Source organism: Photobacterium rosenbergii, from assembly GCF_003026455.1.
GTDB classification, from domain to species: domain Bacteria; phylum Pseudomonadota; class Gammaproteobacteria; order Enterobacterales; family Vibrionaceae; genus Photobacterium; species Photobacterium rosenbergii.
The window spans coordinates 473,545-495,206 of the sequence record NZ_PYMB01000003.1; the positions used below are offsets into that span (position 1 = coordinate 473,545).

The 21,662-nt window shown below is 47.9% G+C and carries 20 protein-coding genes; 6 read left to right on the plus strand and 14 right to left on the minus strand.

The features are described from left to right. The first annotated feature begins 53 nt into the window (after nucleotides 1–53). Nucleotides 54–1,517, plus strand: coding sequence for a DUF2867 domain-containing protein (locus C9J01_RS12000; RefSeq protein ID WP_107298361.1), 1,464 nt, complete (start codon nucleotides 54–56; stop codon nucleotides 1,515–1,517). A gap of 40 nt (nucleotides 1,518–1,557) precedes the next feature. On the opposite strand, the gene C9J01_RS12005 is transcribed toward C9J01_RS12000, so the two are convergent. The 9 genes from C9J01_RS12005 to rsuA form a co-directional block, all read right to left on the minus strand. Next, nucleotides 1,558–2,562 (minus strand): LacI family DNA-binding transcriptional regulator, encoded by a 1,005-nt coding sequence (locus C9J01_RS12005; RefSeq protein ID WP_107298362.1) that lies wholly within the window; start codon nucleotides 2,560–2,562, stop codon nucleotides 1,558–1,560. Next, nucleotides 2,555–3,322: an MBL fold metallo-hydrolase gene (locus C9J01_RS12010; RefSeq protein WP_107298363.1), complete on the minus strand. Its 768-nt coding sequence runs from the start codon at nucleotides 3,320–3,322 to the stop codon at nucleotides 2,555–2,557. Before C9J01_RS12010 ends, C9J01_RS12005 begins: the two co-directional genes overlap by 8 nt. Continuing rightward, nucleotides 3,312–4,352 (minus strand): ABC transporter ATP-binding protein, encoded by a 1,041-nt coding sequence (locus tag C9J01_RS12015; RefSeq protein WP_107298364.1) that lies wholly within the window; start codon nucleotides 4,350–4,352, stop codon nucleotides 3,312–3,314. The genes C9J01_RS12010 and C9J01_RS12015 overlap by 11 nt, the downstream gene beginning before the upstream one ends. Before the next feature lie 13 nt (nucleotides 4,353–4,365). Beyond that, entirely contained in the window at nucleotides 4,366–5,178 is an 813-nt protein-coding gene (locus tag C9J01_RS12020; RefSeq protein ID WP_107298365.1) for a carbohydrate ABC transporter permease, read from the minus strand. Further along, entirely contained in the window at nucleotides 5,175–6,044 is an 870-nt protein-coding gene (locus C9J01_RS12025) for a carbohydrate ABC transporter permease (RefSeq protein ID WP_107298366.1), read from the minus strand. The genes C9J01_RS12020 and C9J01_RS12025 overlap by 4 nt, the downstream gene beginning before the upstream one ends. A gap of 63 nt (nucleotides 6,045–6,107) precedes the next feature. Then, entirely contained in the window at nucleotides 6,108–7,328 is a 1,221-nt protein-coding gene (locus tag C9J01_RS12030) for an extracellular solute-binding protein (protein ID WP_107298367.1), read from the minus strand. Between the two features lie 222 nt (nucleotides 7,329–7,550). Further along, nucleotides 7,551–8,216 (minus strand): DUF2913 family protein, encoded by a 666-nt coding sequence (locus tag C9J01_RS12035; RefSeq protein WP_107298368.1) that lies wholly within the window; start codon nucleotides 8,214–8,216, stop codon nucleotides 7,551–7,553. Nucleotides 8,217–8,225: 9 nt separating this feature from the next. Then, nucleotides 8,226–9,416 carry a Bcr/CflA family multidrug efflux MFS transporter gene (locus C9J01_RS12040; RefSeq protein WP_107298369.1) on the minus strand — a complete coding sequence of 397 codons (1,191 nt, stop codon included), beginning with the start codon at nucleotides 9,414–9,416 and terminating at the stop codon, nucleotides 8,226–8,228. 191 nt (nucleotides 9,417–9,607) lie between these two features. Further along, a complete protein-coding gene (rsuA, locus tag C9J01_RS12045; RefSeq protein ID WP_107298370.1) occupies nucleotides 9,608–10,303 on the minus strand; it encodes a 16S rRNA pseudouridine(516) synthase RsuA in 696 nt (231 codons plus the stop codon). A 298-nt stretch (nucleotides 10,304–10,601) separates the two neighbouring features. On the opposite strand from rsuA, the gene C9J01_RS12050 reads away from it, so the two are divergent. From C9J01_RS12050 to C9J01_RS12060, 3 genes are all read left to right on the plus strand, one after another. Beyond that, nucleotides 10,602–11,096, plus strand: coding sequence for a GNAT family N-acetyltransferase (locus C9J01_RS12050; protein ID WP_107298371.1), 495 nt, complete (start codon nucleotides 10,602–10,604; stop codon nucleotides 11,094–11,096). 113 nt (nucleotides 11,097–11,209) lie between these two features. Then, entirely contained in the window at nucleotides 11,210–12,955 is a 1,746-nt protein-coding gene (gene radD / locus C9J01_RS12055) for a DNA repair helicase RadD (RefSeq protein WP_107298372.1), read from the plus strand. 202 nt (nucleotides 12,956–13,157) lie between these two features. Further along, nucleotides 13,158–14,309 (plus strand): conjugal transfer protein TraF, encoded by a 1,152-nt coding sequence (locus C9J01_RS12060; RefSeq protein WP_107298373.1) that lies wholly within the window; start codon nucleotides 13,158–13,160, stop codon nucleotides 14,307–14,309. A 70-nt stretch (nucleotides 14,310–14,379) separates the two neighbouring features. Here the strand turns inward: C9J01_RS12060 and C9J01_RS12065 are convergent, their stop codons facing one another. Further along, entirely contained in the window at nucleotides 14,380–16,527 is a 2,148-nt protein-coding gene (locus C9J01_RS12065) for a TonB-dependent hemoglobin/transferrin/lactoferrin family receptor (protein ID WP_107298374.1), read from the minus strand. 373 nt (nucleotides 16,528–16,900) lie between these two features. Here C9J01_RS12065 and rplY point away from each other — a divergent pair, with 373 nt between their 5' ends. After that, nucleotides 16,901–17,179 carry a 50S ribosomal protein L25 gene (gene rplY / locus C9J01_RS12070; RefSeq protein WP_107298375.1) on the plus strand — a complete coding sequence of 93 codons (279 nt, stop codon included), beginning with the start codon at nucleotides 16,901–16,903 and terminating at the stop codon, nucleotides 17,177–17,179. Between the two features lie 133 nt (nucleotides 17,180–17,312). Here the strand turns inward: rplY and C9J01_RS12075 are convergent, their stop codons facing one another. The 4 genes from C9J01_RS12075 to C9J01_RS12090 form a co-directional block, all read right to left on the minus strand. Next, the gene (locus C9J01_RS12075) at nucleotides 17,313–18,539 is read right to left on the minus strand and encodes an ABC transporter permease (RefSeq protein WP_107298376.1); all 1,227 of its coding nucleotides are present in this window, start codon (nucleotides 18,537–18,539) and stop codon (nucleotides 17,313–17,315) included. Beyond that, on the minus strand, nucleotides 18,536–19,237 hold the full coding sequence (locus C9J01_RS12080) for an ABC transporter ATP-binding protein (protein ID WP_107298377.1): 702 nt from the start codon (nucleotides 19,235–19,237) through the stop codon (nucleotides 18,536–18,538). Before C9J01_RS12080 ends, C9J01_RS12075 begins: the two co-directional genes overlap by 4 nt. Further along, the gene (locus C9J01_RS12085) at nucleotides 19,237–20,640 is read right to left on the minus strand and encodes an efflux RND transporter periplasmic adaptor subunit (RefSeq protein WP_107298378.1); all 1,404 of its coding nucleotides are present in this window, start codon (nucleotides 20,638–20,640) and stop codon (nucleotides 19,237–19,239) included. Before C9J01_RS12085 ends, C9J01_RS12080 begins: the two co-directional genes overlap by 1 nt. 133 nt (nucleotides 20,641–20,773) lie before the next feature. Then, nucleotides 20,774–21,028, minus strand: a complete 255-nt coding sequence (locus tag C9J01_RS12090) for a DUF1289 domain-containing protein (RefSeq protein WP_107298379.1) — start codon at nucleotides 21,026–21,028, stop codon at nucleotides 20,774–20,776. Nucleotides 21,029–21,297: 269 nt separating this feature from the next. On the opposite strand from C9J01_RS12090, the gene C9J01_RS12095 reads away from it, so the two are divergent. Beyond that, nucleotides 21,298–21,609 carry a hypothetical protein gene (locus tag C9J01_RS12095; protein ID WP_107298380.1) on the plus strand — a complete coding sequence of 104 codons (312 nt, stop codon included), beginning with the start codon at nucleotides 21,298–21,300 and terminating at the stop codon, nucleotides 21,607–21,609. Nucleotides 21,610–21,662 lie beyond the last annotated feature (53 nt).

Genomic DNA, 21,662 nt, shown 5'->3' on the forward strand with positions numbered 1-21,662 from the left:
AAACCAGTCTTTGTTTCCGACGTTTTTATCCCGCTACATGGAGCAGTCAGTTTATGGACAAAACAGTTTTAGTTGTCGGTGCATCTGGTTACATTGGTAGCCATCTTGTGCCCGAATTGGCCAGCGCAGGCTACAAAGTCAGAGCGACAGGCCGCAACTTAAAATTGTTGGAAAAACGAGGCTGGCAAGACATAGAAAACGTCAGTGTTCATTATTTGGATCTCAACGAAGCAGATAATCTTGCTGAACTTCTCGACGGCGTGGACAGTGTCTTTTTCCTTGTTCACGGTATGAACCATGGGCATGATTTCATCGATATTGAGTTGGAAGCTGCACATAACTTCAGTGATGCCCTCAAAGCGTCTGCCGTCGAGCGCGTCATTTACCTAGGAGCCCTGCAACCCTCTGATGGTGAGCCTTCCGATCACCTCCAGGCTCGCAAAGCCACCGGTGATATTCTCAGGGACAGTGGAAAACCAATCACTGAATTACGAGCCGGTATTATTGTCGGCCCTGGCTCAGCCGCTTTCGAGGTGATGCGAGATTTTGTCTACCACTTCCCGCTGCTCATCACTCCTAAATGGGTCTATTCAAAAAGCTCCCCCATCGCCCTGCGCAACCTGCTGTATTATTTGTTGCAGTTGCTCAATTTCAAACCGACCAAGCATCAGATCATGGATGTTGCTGGCCCGGAAAACATTACCTATGCCCAGCAACTAAAAACCATTGGCGAACATATCGGTAAAAAAGCCAGGATCTTAGCCGTTCCTTTCCTGACACCCAAATTTGCAGCGAGGTGGCTGCACCTAGTCACTTCTGTACCAACTAACATTGCCCGGGCACTTATCGGGGGGCTCGGGCATGACTTGCAAGCCAATGGTAATGCCCTACAGTCCCTTATCCCCCAACGGCTTCTCAGCTATGACGAATCTGTAGAAGAAAGCCTAGGGCACGAGAATGAAGTCGTCAGGAGTGATATTTGGGGGTTTGATCCTGACGCCCTTGCCCGCTGGCAGCCTGGCTTCGGTTATTACCCTAAGCAAGCGGGGTATCGACTCAAAACCGATGCCACTGCCGAGCAACTTTGGCGGCAGGTACAACTCGTCGGAGGCAAAGAAGGTTACTTTTACGCCAATTACCTATGGCGGATAAGGGAATGGATGGACTTTGCCATCGGCGGCGATGCACTCAAACGCTACCGCCGGGATCCTGAGCAACTTGAGCTAGGCGATAAAATTGATTCATGGAAAGTGATCAACATAGTACCAAACCAATTTTTATCTCTGCTATTTGGTATGAAGGCACCGGGACTGGGCCGGTTAGAGTTCACTATCGAAGACAAGGGCGACCATCGTGAAATCGATATTCGAGCATGGTGGCACCCGGCAGGTTTCTCTGGCCTGCTCTACTGGTTTGCCATGATGCCAGCCCACCTATTTATTTTCAGGGGTATGACCCATGCACTGGTCGAGCGCTGTCAGGCCAAGGCACAAGAAGGGAAAACCGAGACGGTTTAAGGTTAATCCCATAGAGGGGCATCATTATTGGTTTCACCCTTCACGTTTTCCTATCAATAAGGGCCGGTTTGATTCGAACTATGGTATTTGTTTCTAACTGGCCCTGCCATACCTGCTCCAGACAAACATAGGCTTGCTCTGCAATTTCCTCGACGGGTTGGGCAACGGTAGTCAACTGGTAGCCCTGCCAATCCGCTAGAGGAACATTGTCGCACCCGATAACACTCAACTGACCGGGTATAGCCAAGCCTAACTGCTGTCGGCAGTAATCAATTAAACCCAATGCCAATGCGTCGGATGCACAAAACACCCCCTCCAACCGACCCAAAGCCATGCTTTCCTGCTGCGCGATGTCATAACCAGCACGATAGCCATAGCGGCCTGCTTCCAAGCGAACAATCTCGCTGATACCACTCTTGCAAAGCGTCTCGTAAAACCCCTTAAAACGTTCATTCGATGCTTGCCCATCGGTTCTACCGGCAACAAACCCAATACGAGAAAGCCCTTTTTCAATAAAGTAGTTGGCAGCTAGAAAGCCGGCATAATAGTTATCGGTTTGTACTGAAGGACTTTGTCCTGCAGGGTCCGAGCGTCCCAACGTAACCAAAGGGAGGGACAATTTCTGGCACTGGGCAACACTTTCGATAGGTAATGAACCCATTACAGCAATCACGCCATCAACCTGATAACCAGACAGCCTCATTAATGCCGCCTCCAGATCTTCGGCTTGTTTTACATTGAGCAACATAGGTTGCTTACCGTAGCGCTGCAGCACAGATGATAATGTCTCGAACAAATGGGACTGATAAGGATTGGAGAAATCACTTATCAATATCGCGACCAAATTCGATCGGGCCTTTTGTGCAGGTGTACTCAAGGTCCTAGCAAAAAAGTTGGGCTGATACCCCAGTTTTTGTGCAGCCTTCAATATCTGATCCCGTTTCGTTGCATTAATGCTTGCCCCTTCGGTAAACGCCCGGGATACCGCTGAACGCGATACCCCGACATATTCCGCAACATCCGATGCTGTAACCTTTTTATTCATGGAAGATTAAATAGTCCTTCTTTTCAATGCCTTTAAAAATATATCCATCTTCAGCAACATCCAACCCGATCTTCGATTGTACCTGTGCCTTCAATACCTCACGACATTGTGAGTCAATATGATAAAGCCACCATGAACTTCCGGGCTTGCGAGAATAAGCCTCTATTTCCTGCCAAGAGCCGTGGCTAGGATGGCTTGCCAAGGTCTCGCATTCAACGAACACCCAATCGGACTGTGCAGCCAGATTTCTTCCCTGCTCCAGAAGTTTACCGTCACCGGAATAAAATAGCGCCTGCCCCGAGGGCAGCCTCAATTGCACGCTAAGGTTTGACACCGCATGTTGAGTCGGAGCGACTTCAACCGCCCAAGGACCGATCACCTCGACACTTAGGCTGTCACACCAGTCAACCTCAAACCCCAGCGCTGCCAGTGGCCAATAGGCAAATTCAACCAAAGGCTTTAGCACCTCCCATTGGGTTCGCTGCGCAACAATAGTCAGCGGCCTCTTGCGCCCTTTGGCATCCATCCAGTTAAGCAGCGTCGTCAGCCCCGAACAATGATCGGGATGGCTATGGGTTATATAAATGGCATCTAACTGATTCGGCTCCAGCAAGCCATCCAGAAGTTCTTTAGGCACCCACGGCCCGCAATCAATCAACAGCGAAAAATCGGACTGCTGCACCAGCAAACTGGCATTAGTCCGTTCGCTGTCATAGGCATCACCGCTACCGACAACCCGGAAAGAAAAGTCATGCGGCATTGGCAACCTCTGACCTTTCGATCCTTTGTTCTTTCTGATCAAAATAATGGCAAACCGACTTCGACAGGCTCAATGGTAACTTGTCACCTTGAGCGTATGCGTTTTCGCTTTCAACGACAAAGGTTTCTCCGGCCAATTCACCGTAATACAATCTGGCATGGCCGAGTGGCTCAACCACATTGATGGTCATTTCGCAATCATAAGCGGTTGGATCTACGACTATCTGGTTCGGTCTAAGTCCGATACTTTTCACTCCTTCGGGAATTGGCATATTCGGTGCAATCATACCCAGAGCAGTATGTGGCAGGAAGTTCATCACCGGTGTACCGATAAAAGCGGCAACAAAACGGTTTACCGGGCGGTTGTAGAGTTCTTCCGGTGCGCCAACCTGTTCGATGTTACCTTTGTTGAGTACCACAATTTTATCGGCTAGCGTCATCGCCTCAACTTGATCATGGGTCACATAAACCATGGTCGCATTGAGTTGCTGATGGAGTTGCTTGAGGTAGACACGCATTTCCCCTCGAAGCTTGGCATCGAGGTTAGATAATGGCTCGTCAAAGAGGAATAGTTCAGGGTCACGGACTATCGCCCGTCCAATAGCAACCCGCTGCCGCTGGCCACCAGATAGTTTCCCAGGAAGGCGGTTCAATAGCGCCTCGAGTTGCAGGTGACTGGCTGTCTCTTTGACTTTTTTGCTAATGTCTGACTTATCGACACCAGCCATTTTCAACGGAAAGCCCATGTTCTTCTCGACGGTCATATGTGGATACAAGGCATAAGACTGGAACACCATAGCCACTTCCCGCTCTGAAGGGTGAATCCCATTAAGGCACTTACCATTTAGCTTGATCTCACCGCCACTGATTGACTCGAGGCCTGCGATCATCCTCAGCAAGGTCGATTTACCGCAGCCCGATGGCCCCACAAACACCACAAACTCACCGTCATTGATCCCCAGATCAACACTTGGGATCACCAAATTGTCGCCGTAAGCTTTCTTCAGGTTGTTAATTGCTAATTTCGTCATTTTCTTCTTCTCTTTATTTCAAACCCATCGAAAAGCCACGCAGCAAATAGCGCTGCATATAGCCCGCCAGCGCCAGCATTGGCAGCGATGAAACAATTCCGGCAGCCATTAATTCACCCCATGCGGTACCGTCTTCAGTCATGAAGTTAGAAATGAACAGCGGGATGGTGAATTTATCCGGGGTATGGATGAACAGCAGCGAAAACAGAAACTCATTCCAGCCAAGGATCATGGCGAAAATGGCTGTAGCCACCAAGCCAGGTGCGCATAGCGGGAACACGATATGCGCTAGGCGGTTAAACAAATGGGCGCCATCCATTGCCCCTGCCTCCTCGATTTCCAGCGGAATATCGCGGATAAAGCCAAGCAGCATCCAAATACAAAACGGTAGGGTATACACTTGATAAGCTAGGATAAGACCCAGTTTACTGTTGAGCAGGCCCAGCTGATTCATTAATGAATACAGAGGGATAGCAACAACAATTGGCGGCATCATTTTAATCACCAATACCAACAGCAAAAACACATTATCGAGCTTGGCTGGAAACTGGTAACGGACCAGTGCATAGGCAGTAAAGAAGGCGACAATCACAGACACCATGGTTGCCGAAAGCGCAATCAATACCGTGTTGCCGATCAATATTTGGAAATCACCCTCCCATAAGGCCTTAAAGGCCTCAATACTCAGTTGGGATGGCAGCAGTGAAGCTCCCGAACGCAGGATTTCTCCCGGTGGTTTGAATGCCGTACCGAACATCCAGATGATTGGCAAAAGAAACAATCCCACTGCCAGCCAAACCAGCACCGAATGGACAAAACGGTTCATGCCTTACCTCCTTGCAGTGCTTTGCGGGCATAGAACAGGGTCATGGCTAAAGAGATGGCCAACATCACCAAGGCTGCAGCACTTGCCATCCCAAGGTTGAAAAAGCGGAAGCCATACTTGTAAACAAACATCGACAAGGTTTCAGTCGCATTGCCGGGCCCGCCCCCTGTCATGACATAGACTTTATCGAACAACTTGAAGGTATCGATCGAGCGAAGCAACAGTGCTAGCATCAGTTGCTTTTGTACCAAAGGCAAAGTGATATAAACAAAGTTGCGCCAGCCTTTGGCCCCATCAACCATTGCAGCTTCACCGATATCCTTCGGTATTGACTGCAGGCCAGCTAAGATGATCAAAAAAGCCATCGGCGTCCATTGCCATGTGTCAACCAAGGCGATGGCATAAAGAGCAAGATTAGGATCAAACAACCATTCTTGGGCGGGTAACCCAATACCCACCAGTACATTGTTCAGTAGACCAAAGTCATAGTGATACCAAGAACGCCAGATAGACGAACACACCAAGGTCGATAACATCATCGGGTAAATTATCACCGGTAAAGCGAATTTGCGGCCCGGAAACTGACGTTGAAACAACAAGGCCAAATAAAGCCCCAGCAAGACCTGAGCAATAGAAGCAACAAGGGTGAAAACAAAGGTATTCTTGATTGCTGATATAAAGAAAAAATCTTCCAGTAGCTCGGTAAAATTAGCAATGCCGACAAACTGATAGGTTTGATTGGCGTAATCCACCTCACCAAAAGCGTTATAAATCACACTCAAGATGGGATAAACCGTCAGCAGCCCCAGAATGACCAGAGCTGGAGCCAGCAATAAACCCAACTGTTTACGGTTTTCAAATAACATAAGACACCTTAGTAACCTAACACCCAATCGCTGCCCCGCCACGAGGCAGCGACAGGGGTTAAATTACACTTTGATAATGCGTTCAATACGACGCTGTGCTTGGTTCAGGGCTTGCTCGGCGGTCATCTGGCCCATCATGGCCATTTGCAGGAAGTCTCCCAATACGCTTTCCACCTCTGCCCAGTTATGAATGCGAGGGCGGGCCTTGCCCGTTGTCAGGGCTTTTGCCTGCTGCGGGTACCAACGGTATTTCTCCACAACCTCTTCATCCAAGTAGACGCTTTCACGTGTTGGCGGCATACCGTGTTCCAGTGCTAGTGCTTTCTGGATAGCTGGACTTGTTGCAAACTGCAGGAAGGCTTCTGCTTCTTTTTTGTTGTTCGAATCTGCCGGAACGGCCAGCTGCCAGATACCCAGCATAGGTGCAGGCGCACCAACCTCGGCAGGCGGTGCCGTAATTTCCATATCACCGACAACATCCGACATGTCAGGGTTATCGAGATTTGGCACCCATGCCGGCCAAACTTCTATCGCCATTGCTGCAGTACCTTTTTGCAGCGAATCCCGAACTTCATCCGCGTTGTACACATCGACACCTCGCGGGGCGTACTGCTTCATTGCCAAGAATGTTTCAAGCGCTTGCTTGGCTTCGGGAGTATTGAGCGTTGCTTTGCCATCGCTACCTACCACATCGGCACCGTAGCCCCATAAAATTGGCAAGAATCCTGTCACGATCGGGTTCCCCTTCACGCCACGGAAAACCACACCGCTGGTCTCGGATGCGGCATCGATTTTTGCAGCAGCCTGAAGTACATCAGACCATGAGTTTGGTTCAGCCAGGTCAAGGGATTCAAAAGTCGCCCGGTTCCAGGCAAACATTGCCACATTACCAACCATCGGCATCGCGTAGAGATCACCAGATGCATCAGGGTAGCGGCCAATATCAAAAGGGGCTTTGACAAAATCGTTATCAACCACTGCCTCGGACAAAGGAGCTAGCCAACGGTTGGCCATGAACTCCGGCGCCCAGGTGTCATCCATCAAGACCACATCGTAATTACCCGTCTTTTCTCGCATAGACAACACAATACTCTCGTAGAGGCCATTGTTTGGTCGCTGAACCAAGGTCACCTTTGCATCAGGGTTTTCCTTTTTGTATTCGTCGACAATGTACTGCATGGCTTGGCCATAACTACTGTCGCGACCCGCGATAACGAGTTCTCCGGCAATAGTGGTGAATGATGCTCCGATCATGGCAGTCGCCAGTAATGTGCGTTGCAGCATGGAATTCGCTCCTTGTTCCGTCTTCAACTAAACGGCATTGGTATGTGAGTGTGTTTTGAAATCTTGCACGCGCGTGCAAAATCAATGCACACAAAGTTAACGGCGGAACATGTCACTTACATGAAGCAATGGTGAAGGTTTTACGAGAGGCAATGGATACAAAAACGGGAACCGATAGGTTCCCGTTTGGCATTACTGTAATGATGTGCAGGCAGCGTTAGCTTACTGATTGCTTGGCAACTCAGGCAAATGAGTACCTGCGTTACACGGGAACAGCTTGTACTCGCCGTGGTATTTCACAATCGATTTATAGTCCGTCACTTTGTAAAGGAGCATGCCTTGGGCATAGGCAAGATCAATCAAGGCACGGATATCACCGCGAACAAACAAGGACAACGGTTTGACCATCTCCCCTGCCTCGTCGAAAGCTGCAGCATACTGGGCTGAACACACAACAAGCGACGCCTGACCATCGGTATGGTGGGTCACTTTACGGTTAACCTCATACTCTGTGGTAACCAGCCAGTCTTGCTCATCCAGTTGCTCGTAGAGTGCTTTTAGCTGGGCATCATTCAAGTTATTGGCTTGGATTGTGTCAGCGGATTCGCCATCTTGAGGGATCCCTTCATAGCAAGATTTGATTTGCTCGAACTGGTTCTTGAGCTGGGCATTCTTACCCATGCTTCGCGCCTGTTTCTGCCAATCAACCAGTGTCTTGCCAACCACATGGTCATAGCGCTGCTGCTTGATAACCTTGGTCACCCAAGCATTGAGGTACAGGGTCTCGCTTACTGGGTTTTTCGGGGTTTTCCCAGCTTGCTGTGAGTCTGACAGCTCTTGCAGACCTTGTGATACAACCTTATAGATTTCTTGATAAAACGTAGCCATTGATAACCTTTATGCTTCTCGTGAAAGGAACCAATAAAACAAGGCTGAAAGTACTGCACAGGCAGCCATTGTCATTGCCATCGGCCACGGCGTGTTGTTGTGCATCAATGCCACCAGCCCGCCGACAACAGTACCCGTACCAAAACGCAAGGTGCCCGCCAACGATGAGGCCGTACCCGCCATATGAGGATAGCGAGCAAGTAAGCATGCCATGGTGTTACTGCCGATAATTGAGATGGTTCCGACAAATAGCATGACAGGGATCACTACACCCCACAAGCCCAGACCCAACAGCTGGCCACAAACCAAGCCAAGACCGGCGATTAACTGTACAGTCAGGCCAAATCGTAGCATCCAGTGTGAACCAACCTTTTTCACCATTCGGCCATTGATACTGGTCATCAGGATCAAACACACCACATTCAGGCCAAACAACAAGCCAAAGTACTGGGTACTCACATGGTAGATATCAATGTAGACGAATGAGCCAACGGTCAGGAAGGTAAACATACCGGCAAAAGAGAAGCCGCTACTGAATACCAGCCCCACCGCCACCGGTGTGGTCAACATCTTGGCGTAGTTACGTAACGTCGAGCCAAGATGGAAAGGCAGACGTTTTTCCTTTGGCAAGGTCTCGGGAATTCTAGTCGCAACCGCCAAACCGATCACAACGGCAAACAAGGCCAATACCCAGAAAATCGAGCGCCAGCCGAACCACACAGCCAGAAAACCACCCAGCATAGGGGCAATAAGAGGGGCAACTGTCATCACCAAGGTAATAAATGACATCATTCGTGCGAAATCTTCACGCTCGAACATATCGCGTACCAGCGCTTGGATAATCACCGCAGCCGCTGCTCCAGCAAAACCCTGGGCGGCACGGATCCATGTCAGCTCGATAATGTCTCCAGAGACAGCACAGAATACGGCAGCAATGGCAAACAGAATAATGCCGACAATCAAAATAGGCTTACGGCCATAACTGTCAGCAAGCGGGCCATGAATTAACTGCCCGATAGCAAAACCGGCGGTATAGGCAGTCAACGTCGCCTGAACCAAACCCGGATTGACCATCAAATCCTTCGCGATCGTTGGCATCGCCGGAAGATACATATCAATGGCCAGCGGTGTGAGTGCACCAATTGCCCCCAATATGATAATGAGTTGAATACTTAGTTTCTGGCTGTCTGTCGCAGTCATGTGTTCTCTGTAGTGCTGGGAAAAGTCAAAGACTTATATTGTACGATGAATTAACTGAATACACTCTTTCCCCCTAGGAAATAGTGCGTTTCTGTCATGTCATAGGGTTTGGGCTGAAAATAATGGTGAAAAGTATAGAAAGCAGAGGGATCACTAGCATGATCCCTCTTCGGGTAATCGCAGAAAAAGTGTTACTTGGTAAAAGAGGCCACTTCTTCAGAAGTGAGTGCGCGGTATTCGCCCGGTTCGAGATCTTCATCTAACTCGACGCTACCGATTTGTTCGCGGTGCAAGGCTTCCACTTTGTTACCGACTGCGGCAAACATACGTTTCACTTGGTGGTACTTGCCTTCTGAGATAGTGATCAAGGCTGCTTTCTCATCGAGGATTTCTAGCTTGGCAGGACGAGTCAGATCCTTTTCGCCACGCAGCTGCACACCTTCGGCAAATTGCTCAACGGTTTCCGGGGCGATAGGATCAGCTGTCTCTACGTAATAGACCTTTTCACAAACATGGCGTGGCGAGGTAATACGGTGCGACCATTGTCCATCATCGGTAAGCAGCACCAAACCAGTGGTGTCACCATCCAGACGGCCTGCTACGTGCATTTTTTCTGGGCTGACAACGTCGAGCAGGACAAACACTGTCGGGTTGAAATCATCAACATGGGAGCACACAAACCCTGACGGCTTGTTCAGCATAAAATAACGTGGACCTTCAAAACGTAACGTACGACCGTTGAACTCAACGTCGCAGTCATCGGTCACTTTCTGGGAACCGTTCTTAACAATCTCGCCGTTAACTTCAATTTGTTTGTTTTTTAATAGCTTACCGGCTTCTTTACGGGTAATTCCAAGTGTCGTGCTAAGAAACTTATCAAGCCTCATGGTTGGCTCCAGATGGTACAAAAGCGCGTATCATATCAAGTCTAGCGCCCTTGGGCATTATCCCTTTCTTGTTATGGGCTAAAATAGAAGCATCTGAACAAAGAATCCACGAAGCGCCTCTTCGTGAAACAATTTGATCCCAAAAGTTCAGTGCAAAATCTCAGAACGTAACTAACCTCAAAGTCTCGAACATTTTTCGATGTATCTTTAAAATTCAATGGACGTATTCAGGCAATAGTTACGTATAACAAGTATCATCTACGCATTGGTTATACCGACTAACTGTGAAGGTTACGATATGAACATCTCACTTGTTGCGCCAAGTATTTCATCAATGGATATGCTACTCAGTTTGGTTGAGGAGCTTTTTGACTATGAAGTACTGCCAAAAAAGAAAGAACAAACTCAACTGGCTATCCAGCATCTGCTTACTAACCCTGAGTTAGGACAAGCTTGGTTTATCGAAGTCGATAACGATGGTGAAAAGCTTATTGCTGGCCACATCATCATCAGTTACAGCTTCAGCCTCGAGCACGGGGGGCGCGTCGGGTTAATCGACCAGTTCTACCTCAAGCCGGAATGGCGCCAGCAAGGGATCGGCACGGACCTTATCCCTCAGGTAGAAGCACATGCCGCCTCCGCCGGGGTCCATGCGCTATCCCTTGAGGTAAATATTGGCAACAAGGGTGCACGTAAGTTTTACGAAAAGCATGATTTTGTGCCTCGCCGCCAATTCTGTATGATGACCAAAATCATTGCTCCACAAGAAGTCCCGTTAAACATCGCTTCTTAAGCTCTTATTCTGTATATCACACCCGCTGACAAGCTTTTGTTGGCGGGTGTTTTCTTTCATCCTCCCTACCTGTACACTTACACAGTATTTTTTGCTCTGGCCACTACACCCTTATGTATACGCTTCGCCCTTACCAGCAAGACAGTGTCAATGCGACCATCCATTACTTCAGAAAGAACGCCACACCTGCAGTACTAGCCCTACCTACCGGGGCAGGTAAAAGCTTGGTCGTAGCGGAGCTTGCCCGTATTGCCCGAGGCCGTGTCCTGGTGCTAACCCATGTGAAAGAGCTGGTTGAGCAAAACCACAGCAAATACGAAAGCTATGGCCTCAAAGCGTCGATTTTCTCAGCAGGTCTGGGACGGAAAGAAACGGATAAGCAGGTCGTCTTCGCCTCGGTACAGTCTATGGTGAATAGCCTCGACCAGTTTGCCAATGAGTTTTCTCTACTGGTTATCGATGAGTGCCACCGTGTCCCCGATGATGAAAACAGCGCGTACCGCCGGGTGATTTCCCATGTCCAGAAAATCAACCCCGGCATAAAAATCCTTGGCCTCACCGCCACCCCTTACCGTCTTGGAATGGGCTGGATTTACAAATACCATACCCGTGGGCAAGTCCGTACCGAGCAAGAGCGTTTCTTCAGGGATTGTATTTTCGAACTTCCTATCCGCTACCTGTTGGATGAGGGCTTCTTGACCGAGCCTAAAATGATGGACATGGCTGTGATGGGTTATGACTTCTCCCAACTTAAGCCCGGCAACAATGGTCGCTACAAAGAAGCAGACCTTGATAGCGTGATTGAGCAGTCTGGCCGAGCCACCCCGATGATCATCGATCAAGTGATTGAATATGCCAAAGACCGCCGTGGAGTCATGATTTTTGCCTCTACCGTCAACCATGCCAAGGAAATTATGGGCTACCTTGAAGGTGAGAATGCTGCCTTGGTTATTGGTGATACCCCACTTGACGAGCGTGACCGTATTATCGAGCAGTTCAAGAAACGGGAGATCAAATACCTAGTCAATGTGTCGGTGTTAACCACCGGCTTTGATGCCCCCCATGTCGACCTCATTGCTATTCTGCGCCCGACTGAATCCATTAGCCTTTACCAACAGATTGTTGGCCGAGGGCTACGCCTTTTCGAAGGCAAAAAAGACTGCTTAGTGTTGGAGTATGCGGGCAACTGCTATGACTTATACCAACCTGAAGTCGGCGACCCTAAACCAAATAGCGACAGTGAAGTTATCATGGTGCCCTGCCCGGCCTGCGGTTTCAAAAACAGCTTTTGGGGCAAACTCGATCCTGCCGGGTTCCTAATTGAACATTATGGCCGCCGTTGCCAGGGATATTTCGAAGATGACGATACCGGTGAGCGGGAAGAATGCGGTTACCGGTTCAGGGCTAAATATTGCGAAGAGTGCGGTGCAGATAACGACATCGCTGCAAGGCGCTGTAATGTCTGTGATGCAGTGATGGTTGACCCTGACAAAAAGCTGCGTGATGCCCTGAAACTCAAAGATGCCATGATCATGAACTGTCATGATCTGCGCCTTGAACCCGGCAAAAACAAATTTGGCAAACCCCAGCTCAAAGTCATTTATATCGGTGATGAAGGTGCCGAAATTAGCGAAGTGTGGCCTCTGTCGACCAAAGGGCAAAAAGATAATTTCATGAAGAAATTTGTCAATCCGCATCTCGCCGATCGCCACCGCCCCTTCACCGACACTGCCCCAACCAAAGTGGCCAACAACGAGCATCGCTTCCGTCCGCCGGAAATCGTTATTGCCCGCAAGAGCGGCCGCTTCTGGGCGATTCGCGACAAGCTATTCGACTTGGATCAATATCAAAGCAAATAATAATCAAACACTTAAGCCGTGCAACAGCTTACTTTTCGTTACACGGCATCGATTAAATTACAAACTCAAATATTAACTTACTCTTTCAATGGCTAAAGCTATCTAGTTGTTTAGTTTCCGTACAAGGAAACATAGATATGACTTTTTCAATCATTAGAATGCCCCGACTCATAACACATAATAATGAATCAGGGGTAAAGCATTGAAATTTAATAAGGTTATTTTTCCGCTCCTAGCAATTGCCACGCCATTGACCACCAATGCAATGACAGCATTTGATACTCGAAGTGTTGGTATGGGAGGTACAGGGGTCGCCTCGGCAAACTATCTAACATCCAGCTTCCATAACCCAGCCTTAAGCGCTGCCTATGGTGAGCGCGACTCATTTGGCATGATTCTTCCAATGGTTGGCGCCAGAGTTCATGATGGTGATAACACCATAGATAAACTTGATCATTTCCAAGATTTGGATGACAACCTTGGCTCAGACCCAAGCGAGGAGGCTCTAGAACAGTGGCGAAATGCACTCCGTGATCTGGACGATGGGACCGTGAATGCTGAAGCAAACTTAGGGATGGTTTTCGCTATCCCAAACCGCTACTTAAGTACAAACTTTTTTGTTAAGTCACAAGTTTCAGTAATAGCGGCATTTGATGTTGATGAAAATGACTTAACCTTGGATGACCCTTCAAATGCAGAACTCAATTCGCGAGGACAAGCCATTGGTGGTGCGACCGTCGATATCGGTTTTACCTTTGGTAAAGAGTTTGAGCTAAACGACAAACCGCTATATCTAGGTATTTCGCCAAAGTACCAACGCATTCTCGCCGTCAACTACATAGAAGCCGTCGATGATTTTGATGACGAAGATTTTGACTGGGCTGATGAATACGTTGAGAAATCAGCTTTCAATGTTGATATCGGTGCCGCATACCAACTCAATGATAAAACAATGGTTGGTCTAACAGGCCGCAATCTTATCAAACAAACTCTCAAAGCCAACCCTCAGCAGGGTATGGATGCAACCTATATTGTTAACCCCGAATACGTGCTAGGCGTTGCGCATAACCGAGGTTGGGTAAACCTTGCCGCTGATGTTGACCTAAATGCCAAGAAATATTTCAAAGAATATAGCTACAAAACCCAATATGCGCGTCTAGGTGTAGAGTTTGATGCTTGGGGCTGGTCACAAGTCCGTATGGGTTATATGCACAGTATGACTGACTATGCCGATGACTTAGCTACCCTTGGTTTGGGCTTCCGCCCATTTGGTTTACTGGGTATCGACTTGGGTGCACAGGTTGGCAAGGATGACAATTACGGCGTCTCTGCCCAAATGACCCTGACATTCTAATATCCCCAAACTATCCCTATAAAAAAGGTCTAGCCATGTTGGCTAGACCTTTAATTTAGTCATTACAGAATTAGAAACTGTAATCTAGGTTGATACCCCAGTTACGGCCAGGCTGTGTACGGCGGTCGATACCCTCCGTCGATGCTGTTGTACCCTCAAGATCTTGGTACTGCCAGTACTTCTCATCAAAGGCATTGAACAGGCCTGCTCGTAACGTCAGATCCTGAGTTGGACGGTAGTAACCGGTCAAGTCAACAACCGTGTAGCTTGGCGCCTTAAGGTTATCGCTATCTTCCCACTCATCCTTAGCAGCAACAGAAGTAACAGTCAGAGCCGTACCCCAGTTCTCTGAAGGGGCATCGTAGCCAACGCCAGCAACAGTGGTGAACGGCGCAATCGTATCAAGCGTGTCACCTGTTTCTTTATCTTCACCATCCAAGTAAGCCATCGACAGGCGAGCGTATGTCCCCATTGGCACACCAAAGGCTTCATCTAGCCATAGGCTACCTTTGAACTCTGCACCATAGATACGTGCTTTATCGATGTTCTCGTTAGTCGTCACATCGATACCGTTTACTTCCTCAGTCTTTGACTTAATAAAGTTATCGTAATCGTTGTAGAATGCTGCCAGCTCAAGTGCACCCAGACGATTGTTTGCACGCAGGCCAATTTCATATGACTGACTTTCTTCCGGTTTCAGATTAGGGTTAGAGACAATCTTGTAACCGTGTGCGGCATTGTCTTTATCGTAGTAAAGCTCATAAATTGTTGGAGAACGGAAACCTTCACTGTACTGAGCATATGTACTGAAGTTGTTATTCCAGTGATAAACAGCACCTAGTCGGGTCGTTAGTGCATCGCTGCTGTGCTCTTCAAGGCCAGAAGATGAGTCCGGCTTCGCCTTGTAATCATCATAGCGAAGACCTGCTGTCACAACCAACTTCTCATCCATTAGGAACATCTGATCTTGTACGAATACAGCCCACTTCTCCTGATCAGATTTTGGAACCTCTGTGGAGCCTGGCTGATTGGTGCCTGAATCCAAAAAGTAATCGGTGTAATCCAGTTCAAATGATGCGTCAGACGCTGCAAGACCGTAAGTCAACTCATGGCGACTTGTTGCCAGTTGCAGTTCTTTTTGCATTTGAACATCAAGCTGCAAACTTTCATCCGTACCAGATCGGGAGCGGTTACGGTTGCCATAGGTATCGGTATGATCAAAGTTATTATGTTCTGTTTCACTCTTAGACCAGTTTAGCTTCCACTCCAAGGTGTCAAATGCGACGTTTCCAGCTAGCCATTCATGCTCGAAACCAAGGCGTAAGCGATCATCCTTATCATCACCTTTAACGTTGGTGTAGACAAAGCCCGGCATAAAGCCACCACCACCGTCGTAGCCTTCACGGCTCAATGTGGTTACCTTCTGATCGCGTGTGTAAAACTCACCGGTTAAACCAACGCGGTGATCTTCATTGATCTGATAAAAAATCTTACCAAGCACATTATGCGATTCATAACTCAGTGGATCTGCAGCACCACGCTCAGGTCCATTGATGTTTGCCCCATCACCGTGGGTTTCAGTTTCATTACCGTCGCGATAAGTGTAAATCACCATGGTTTCAACATCGCCGGTGCGATTTGCAACTTCGACGGTTGCTTTATATTCATCATTAGCACTGGCGTAACCTGTTTTTAGGCCAACGTGGGTATCATCACCAGCACCTAATAAATCTTCCGGGTTCTTGGTGCGCATCAACACCGTGCCGCCAAGGGCATCACTTCCGTAAAGTGTTGAGGTTGGTCCCTTATTCACTTCAATCGCAGTCAGTGTATCAACTTCAAACGTATTGGCGTTTTTACGCATCACGTCAGCACCAGGATTGTAAGATGCAGGCTGCTCCACTCCATCTACAAGCACCTTCACTCGGCTGCCGCTCATACCGCGAACGGTAAAATCTTCCATACCAAATCGGCCTTGGCCATTTACCTGTACACCCGGTTCGTATTTCAGCGCTTGCTTAACATCAGTTGCCAAGTTTTGTTCGATATCTTCAGAAGACACTTTCGATACTGACGATGGGATATTTTTGATGCTTTGCTCAGAGCGAGTCCCTGAAACAACGACTTCATCAAATACTGAAAACTCATCTTGAGCGTGTAGTGAAGGTGAAAGCGCAAGTACCACTGAACTTGCTACTAAAGTAAGCTTGTAACTCATATTCCCTGCTTATTTATATTTTAGTTGGTAACGAAACTGGCAAGGATTATTACAAATACAAACGAGAATTACTATCATTATCATATATATTTTTCTTTTTAATTGGATGCAGGATGAGTTTCGTCCAAATTAGCGTTTAAGGCTGACTTTCTATAAAGTCTTTTGTTATAGTTTTTCGCCCCTATCGCAAACGCTCGGCTTTTATGCTGAAAAGTGCCTTTTCATGCTAATCGGCTAATTTTTAAGTCATTGAATAAAAGGTATGATTTTTTCACTTGCCGCATACTAGGATCGCTGCTAATATTCGCGCTCGTTTTTACGACATTGAGTAAGGTCGCATTACTCAGTGAATTTAATTGAAAGAGTATTTAACATGAAATTTGAAGCAGTAGTACGTACTGACCTAGGTAAAGGTGCGAGCCGCCGCCTACGTCACGCAGGTAAATTCCCAGCAATCGTTTACGGTGGCGAAGCAGCTCCTGTATCTATCGAGCTAAACCACGACGAAGTGATCAACCAGATGGACAAGCCTGAGTTCTACGAAGGTATCGTTCTAGTGATCGACGGTCAAGAAGTTGCTGTTAAGCCACAAGACATCCAGCGTCACGCGTACAAGCCAAAAGTTGAGCACATGGACTTCAAACGCGCTTAATAGCCGTTGATTCATACTCAATATTAAAAAGCGCCTTTATGGCGCTTTTTTTGTATCTGCTTGGGCAGACAACAAAAATGGCTGGTAATCAATCACCAGCCATTTCCCTTGGTATTACACACTATCCAGGCGACTATTCATGCCTCAAGGCTTCAATAGGGTCGAGCTGTGACGCTTTGTAAGCAGGATAAAAGCCAAACCCTACCCCAATCATGGCGGTTGCAGTAATGCTCACTAATATAATCATAGGCGACACCACCATCTGCCAACCTAAACCATGCTGAAGCACCAAGACCGCAAGCAGTGACAAGACAATACCAATAAAGGCCCCGAGCAAGCATAACACCACACTCTCAATCAAAAACTGAGTGAGGATATGCTTAGGTTTCGCACCTACTGCCATACGTAAACCAATCTCACGGGTACGCTCCGTCACACTGACCAGCATAATATTCATCACCCCTATTCCCCCCACCAGCAAAGAAACACCAGCAACCCCTGAAAGCAACAAAGAAAAGACCTTGTTGGCCTCAGCGCGGGTCTGCAGCATGGCTGTCAGGTTCATAATGGTAAAGGGACTTGGCAGGTGAGAGGCGACACGATGCTTTTGCAGCAGCAGTCGCTCGACCTCTTCCGCTACCATATCCATGTCTTTTTCGTCCTCGACCGACAATGTAATGCGGCTGACACGGTTAGCATTATTGTCATTACGGCCAATTACCCGGCGGTTAGCGGTAGTAAGTGGCAAGATTATCAAGTCATCCTGGTCCTGGCCGCGAATATCTTGCCCTTTTTCATCCAAGATACCGATGATCCTCAGCGGCACTTTATTGATACGAACCACTTCATCGAGTGCAAGATCGGGATGGTCAAACAACTCCTTGGCAACAGTTGTCCCAATCAGGGCAACCTTGGCATTGCGGCGCAAATCCTCATCGGTAAACGCCATGCCCTGAGAGATTTCCCAGTTACTGGCTGTCAGGTAGTCTGCATTGGTACCCTGGATGGAGGTATTCCAGTTCTGGTTGCCAAAAACTACCTGTGCCTGCCCTTGTACATTCGCACCTGCAGCAATCACTTCCGGGATCTCAGCCTTGATTTGCGTAACATCAGACATAGAAAGTCTGTTGGTTGCCCCAGCGGCAGACGATGCCCCGCCACTGCGGATAGCACCCGCCCTAACCATCAATAGGTTGGTGCCATGGCTCTCGATCTGTTTCTCGACTTCTCGCTGGGCCCCCTCACCAAGGGCAAACATAATCACCACAGCACTGATACCGATAATAATACCCAGCGTGGTCAGGATAGAGCGCAACAAATGTGTTCGCAGCGACGTTAATGCCGTTATCAAGGTCGTCATGCGATGGCCTCCAGACGGTTCTGCTGATCCTTGACCAACTTGCCGTCTTTGATGTGCAAAATACGACTGGCCTGCGCGGCTACCTCATTGTCGTGGGTAATAATAACAATCGTCTGACCCTTGCGGTTAAGCTCTTTGAACAACTCAACAATATCTTCACTGGTTTTACTGTCCAGTGCCCCTGTCGGCTCATCAGCAAGTAAAATATCCGGCTGATTAATCATTGCCCTTGCAATCGCAACCCGCTGCTGCTGGCCTCCAGAGAGTTGATTTGGGTGTGAACCCAGTTTATCTCCCAAGCCAACGAGTTCGAGACAGTATTTCGCCCTCTCGTCGGCATCCACGACTTTTTGCTCCTGATACATCAAAGGCATTTTGACGTTATCCAATGCGCTGGTACGTGACAGCAAGTTAAACTGCTGGAACACAAACCCAATATGGCTTTGCCGAACTTCAGCCAGTTGGTCTTTGGTCATTGCAGGTGTCGGATTGCCAAGGATCTCGATGTCGCCTTGCTCTGGCGTCATCAAGCAGCCAATCACATTCATCAAAGTCGATTTTCCCGACCCAGATGGCCCGATAATCGCCACCATCTCACCTTTAATGATCTGAAAACTGATATTGTCCAGCACCTGAAACCGCTCTTCACCAACAGGAAAGCTATGGCTCAGCGCTCGACAAGTAATAGCGGCGTCCATTAGTTATCCCTTACCTGAGTGACGATTTGCATACCAGAAATATCTGGGCTCAATACCGATGAATAACTGTCATCGCTCACACCGAATTCTGCCTGGATAACTTCAAGCTCACCGTTTTTGAGTACCAGCAGCGGACCTACCTTGACCTCACCGTTGCGGATCCTTCTTTGCAGCTCACGTTGCTCGGCTGTCAGAATCGAAGACAGTACTTTCTGCATTTGCTGGCGCTGTTGTCTCATTGCCGTATTTGACTGCCCGCCCTGACCTGGAGACGCAGTTGGCATCGCTTTTTTCAGTTCGGTTTTTTGATCATTGGTTAAATTAAGATGTTCGAAGCGGGAAAGGAAATCTCCTCGCCCCCCTTTCTGCTGGTTACTCGGCGCGTATCGGCTGGCGGCACGCACCGCAGCATTACTGACTCTTTGAGCATCACGGATACTTTCAATGGAAATATCCAGATTTGCCGTCATTCCCGGTAGCAAACTGTTGTCGGCGTTACGTGCCGAAACAATAACGATATAACTGATCACGCCGCTATTATCTTGGGGAGCCTTACGGATCTGGCTCACTTTGCCATTGAATTGGCGTTCAGGGTAAGCATCAACAGAAAATTGCACCCCCTGATCCAGCTTCACCAAGCCAATATCAGATTCATCGATAAATGCTTCGATTTCCATCTCAGACAAATCTTTCGCCAGTGTGAAGAGCTCCGGTGTGTTGTAGCTGGAAGCCACGGTTTGACCGGCTTCAACCGTCCTGTTGATCACAAAACCTGAGATAGGTGCAACGATACGGGTACGGTCCAAATCAATCTGCGCTTGCTTCAAACTGGCTTCGTTCGCATCGTTAGTCGCTTTAAGGATGGCTAACTGCGAAGCGCTTTGCTCCCAGTCAAGCTTGCTCAGCTTGGAGTTAGTTTCAATCTCATCAAGCGCATCTTCAGAGATACTTTTGTTGTTATAAAGAGTGCGGGATCGCGACAGCTCCCTCACCGAGCGCTGGTAATTGAGCTTTGCACGCTCTATTACCAGTTTTTGGGCTTCAATATCAGCTGTACTTTTGTCCCTTAGCGCTTGGGCCTGTGCTACTTTTGCCGCGAAATATTCAGGATCGATCTCCGCCAACAATTGGCCTTCTTCTACGGTGTCATTGAAGTCCGCATGGATCTTAATAATCTGCCCTGATAACTGGGCGCCGACAACAACATCATTAACAGCTGTGAGCGAGCCCGTGGCACTCACACGGTTACTAACATTACCAATTGTCACCTGTTCGGTACGAAAAGTTTGGGTAGAAGAGCGTTCCAAATTGAAACTATCAGGGGAAAGTGTATAGAAAGAAATGGCACCTGCCGTTGCCAGTGCAGCCACAGTCACTGCAATTTTGGATCGCTTGGTTTTCATCTAAAAAGGTTCCAATATTTTTTATTGTATTGAAAACCTTAACAACTGTAGGTGCATAGGAGAATGGGATTTACAGTGTTTTACTCACCAATAAAGAACAGAAACACTTACGATAATGGATAAGCAACCGTTCTCAGAAGAGTTCCTGTTGCGGAGATGCGTCGTTACCTGAGTCATCTTGCCTAATTTGCTGAGCTTTAGCACGCATGACTCTCTGGTAGCGCTGTTTACAGAGCCTAATAACATTGCGTTTTTGTTCATTGGTCAATTGCTGCCAATAAAAGCGTTCATCTCGGCTACGAAAACACCCTTTGCAATACCCTCTGTTATTCGCCTGGCACACCCCAACACATGGGCTTGGAATCGTGAAAAAGTCGAGTTGTTCCATTCTTCTCCCCCCACAGTTCGTAAAGTGATAACTATTAATGATAATAATCCCTTAGGGCTTATTACCCAAATTCAAAGACCGAAATATAGATATAGAGATAATTTAGGATATAAGACGAATTTTCTCACTAAAAATGAATGCTCATTCACAGCCTTGTACTTTTGTTGATAATTTTGCTAGTCTCTTGTGGTTATCAGGATCGATAGCACTATCTCATTTGCAGTCAAATCGTCTTTTTCCAACGACTGCTGTTCAACCAGGAGGGAACCATGGATTTCTTTGTACCATCGGCATCTAGCCCGCAGCAAGCAGAAGCAGTATTCAACTCAATCGCCAACCACGTTTCTGCACCAGAGCAAAACCAACGCATTTACAAACTTGTTTGGCAACATGAAGGTGCCGAGTGTTCTTGTGAGATTGGCAAGCCACTTCCTGAGATTTTCAGAACCGACGAGACCGTACTAGCTATTTTCGAGTGCGATGAAGTATACAAAATCTGCACACCAAACCGTGGAGCGATCGCATTTGATCCTATCCATGCGATGAAGACCTCAGTATCTAGCGTCGAATACTTCGGCTAATCACGCCAACCGTCAGATATAAAAAAACCGCATTCCCATGCGGTTTTTTTATT

Bases quoted from the DNA above. Each gene is read 5' to 3' on its own strand.
- radD (WP_107298372.1), top strand. From the start codon at position 11,210: ATGTATACGCTTCGCCCTTACCAGCAAGACAGTGTCAATGCGACCATC.
- C9J01_RS12075 (WP_107298376.1), bottom strand. From the start codon at position 18,539: ATGACGACCTTGATAACGGCATTAACGTCGCTGCGAACACATTTGTTG.
- C9J01_RS12000 (WP_107298361.1), top strand. From the start codon at position 54: ATGGACAAAACAGTTTTAGTTGTCGGTGCATCTGGTTACATTGGTAGC.
- C9J01_RS12005 (WP_107298362.1), bottom strand. From the start codon at position 2,562: ATGAATAAAAAGGTTACAGCATCGGATGTTGCGGAATATGTCGGGGTA.
- C9J01_RS12015 (WP_107298364.1), bottom strand. From the start codon at position 4,352: ATGACGAAATTAGCAATTAACAACCTGAAGAAAGCTTACGGCGACAAT.
- C9J01_RS12030 (WP_107298367.1), bottom strand. From the start codon at position 7,328: ATGCTGCAACGCACATTACTGGCGACTGCCATGATCGGAGCATCATTC.
- C9J01_RS12010 (WP_107298363.1), bottom strand. From the start codon at position 3,322: ATGCCGCATGACTTTTCTTTCCGGGTTGTCGGTAGCGGTGATGCCTAT.
- C9J01_RS12040 (WP_107298369.1), bottom strand. From the start codon at position 9,416: ATGACTGCGACAGACAGCCAGAAACTAAGTATTCAACTCATTATCATA.
- C9J01_RS12050 (WP_107298371.1), top strand. From the start codon at position 10,602: ATGAACATCTCACTTGTTGCGCCAAGTATTTCATCAATGGATATGCTA.
- C9J01_RS12095 (WP_107298380.1), top strand. From the start codon at position 21,298: ATGGATTTCTTTGTACCATCGGCATCTAGCCCGCAGCAAGCAGAAGCA.
- rsuA (WP_107298370.1), bottom strand. From the start codon at position 10,303: ATGAGGCTTGATAAGTTTCTTAGCACGACACTTGGAATTACCCGTAAA.
- C9J01_RS12090 (WP_107298379.1), bottom strand. From the start codon at position 21,028: ATGGAACAACTCGACTTTTTCACGATTCCAAGCCCATGTGTTGGGGTG.
- C9J01_RS12020 (WP_107298365.1), bottom strand. From the start codon at position 5,178: ATGAACCGTTTTGTCCATTCGGTGCTGGTTTGGCTGGCAGTGGGATTG.
- C9J01_RS12085 (WP_107298378.1), bottom strand. From the start codon at position 20,640: ATGAAAACCAAGCGATCCAAAATTGCAGTGACTGTGGCTGCACTGGCA.
- C9J01_RS12080 (WP_107298377.1), bottom strand. From the start codon at position 19,237: ATGGACGCCGCTATTACTTGTCGAGCGCTGAGCCATAGCTTTCCTGTT.
- rplY (WP_107298375.1), top strand. From the start codon at position 16,901: ATGAAATTTGAAGCAGTAGTACGTACTGACCTAGGTAAAGGTGCGAGC.
- C9J01_RS12025 (WP_107298366.1), bottom strand. From the start codon at position 6,044: ATGTTATTTGAAAACCGTAAACAGTTGGGTTTATTGCTGGCTCCAGCT.
- C9J01_RS12065 (WP_107298374.1), bottom strand. From the start codon at position 16,527: ATGAGTTACAAGCTTACTTTAGTAGCAAGTTCAGTGGTACTTGCGCTT.
- C9J01_RS12035 (WP_107298368.1), bottom strand. From the start codon at position 8,216: ATGGCTACGTTTTATCAAGAAATCTATAAGGTTGTATCACAAGGTCTG.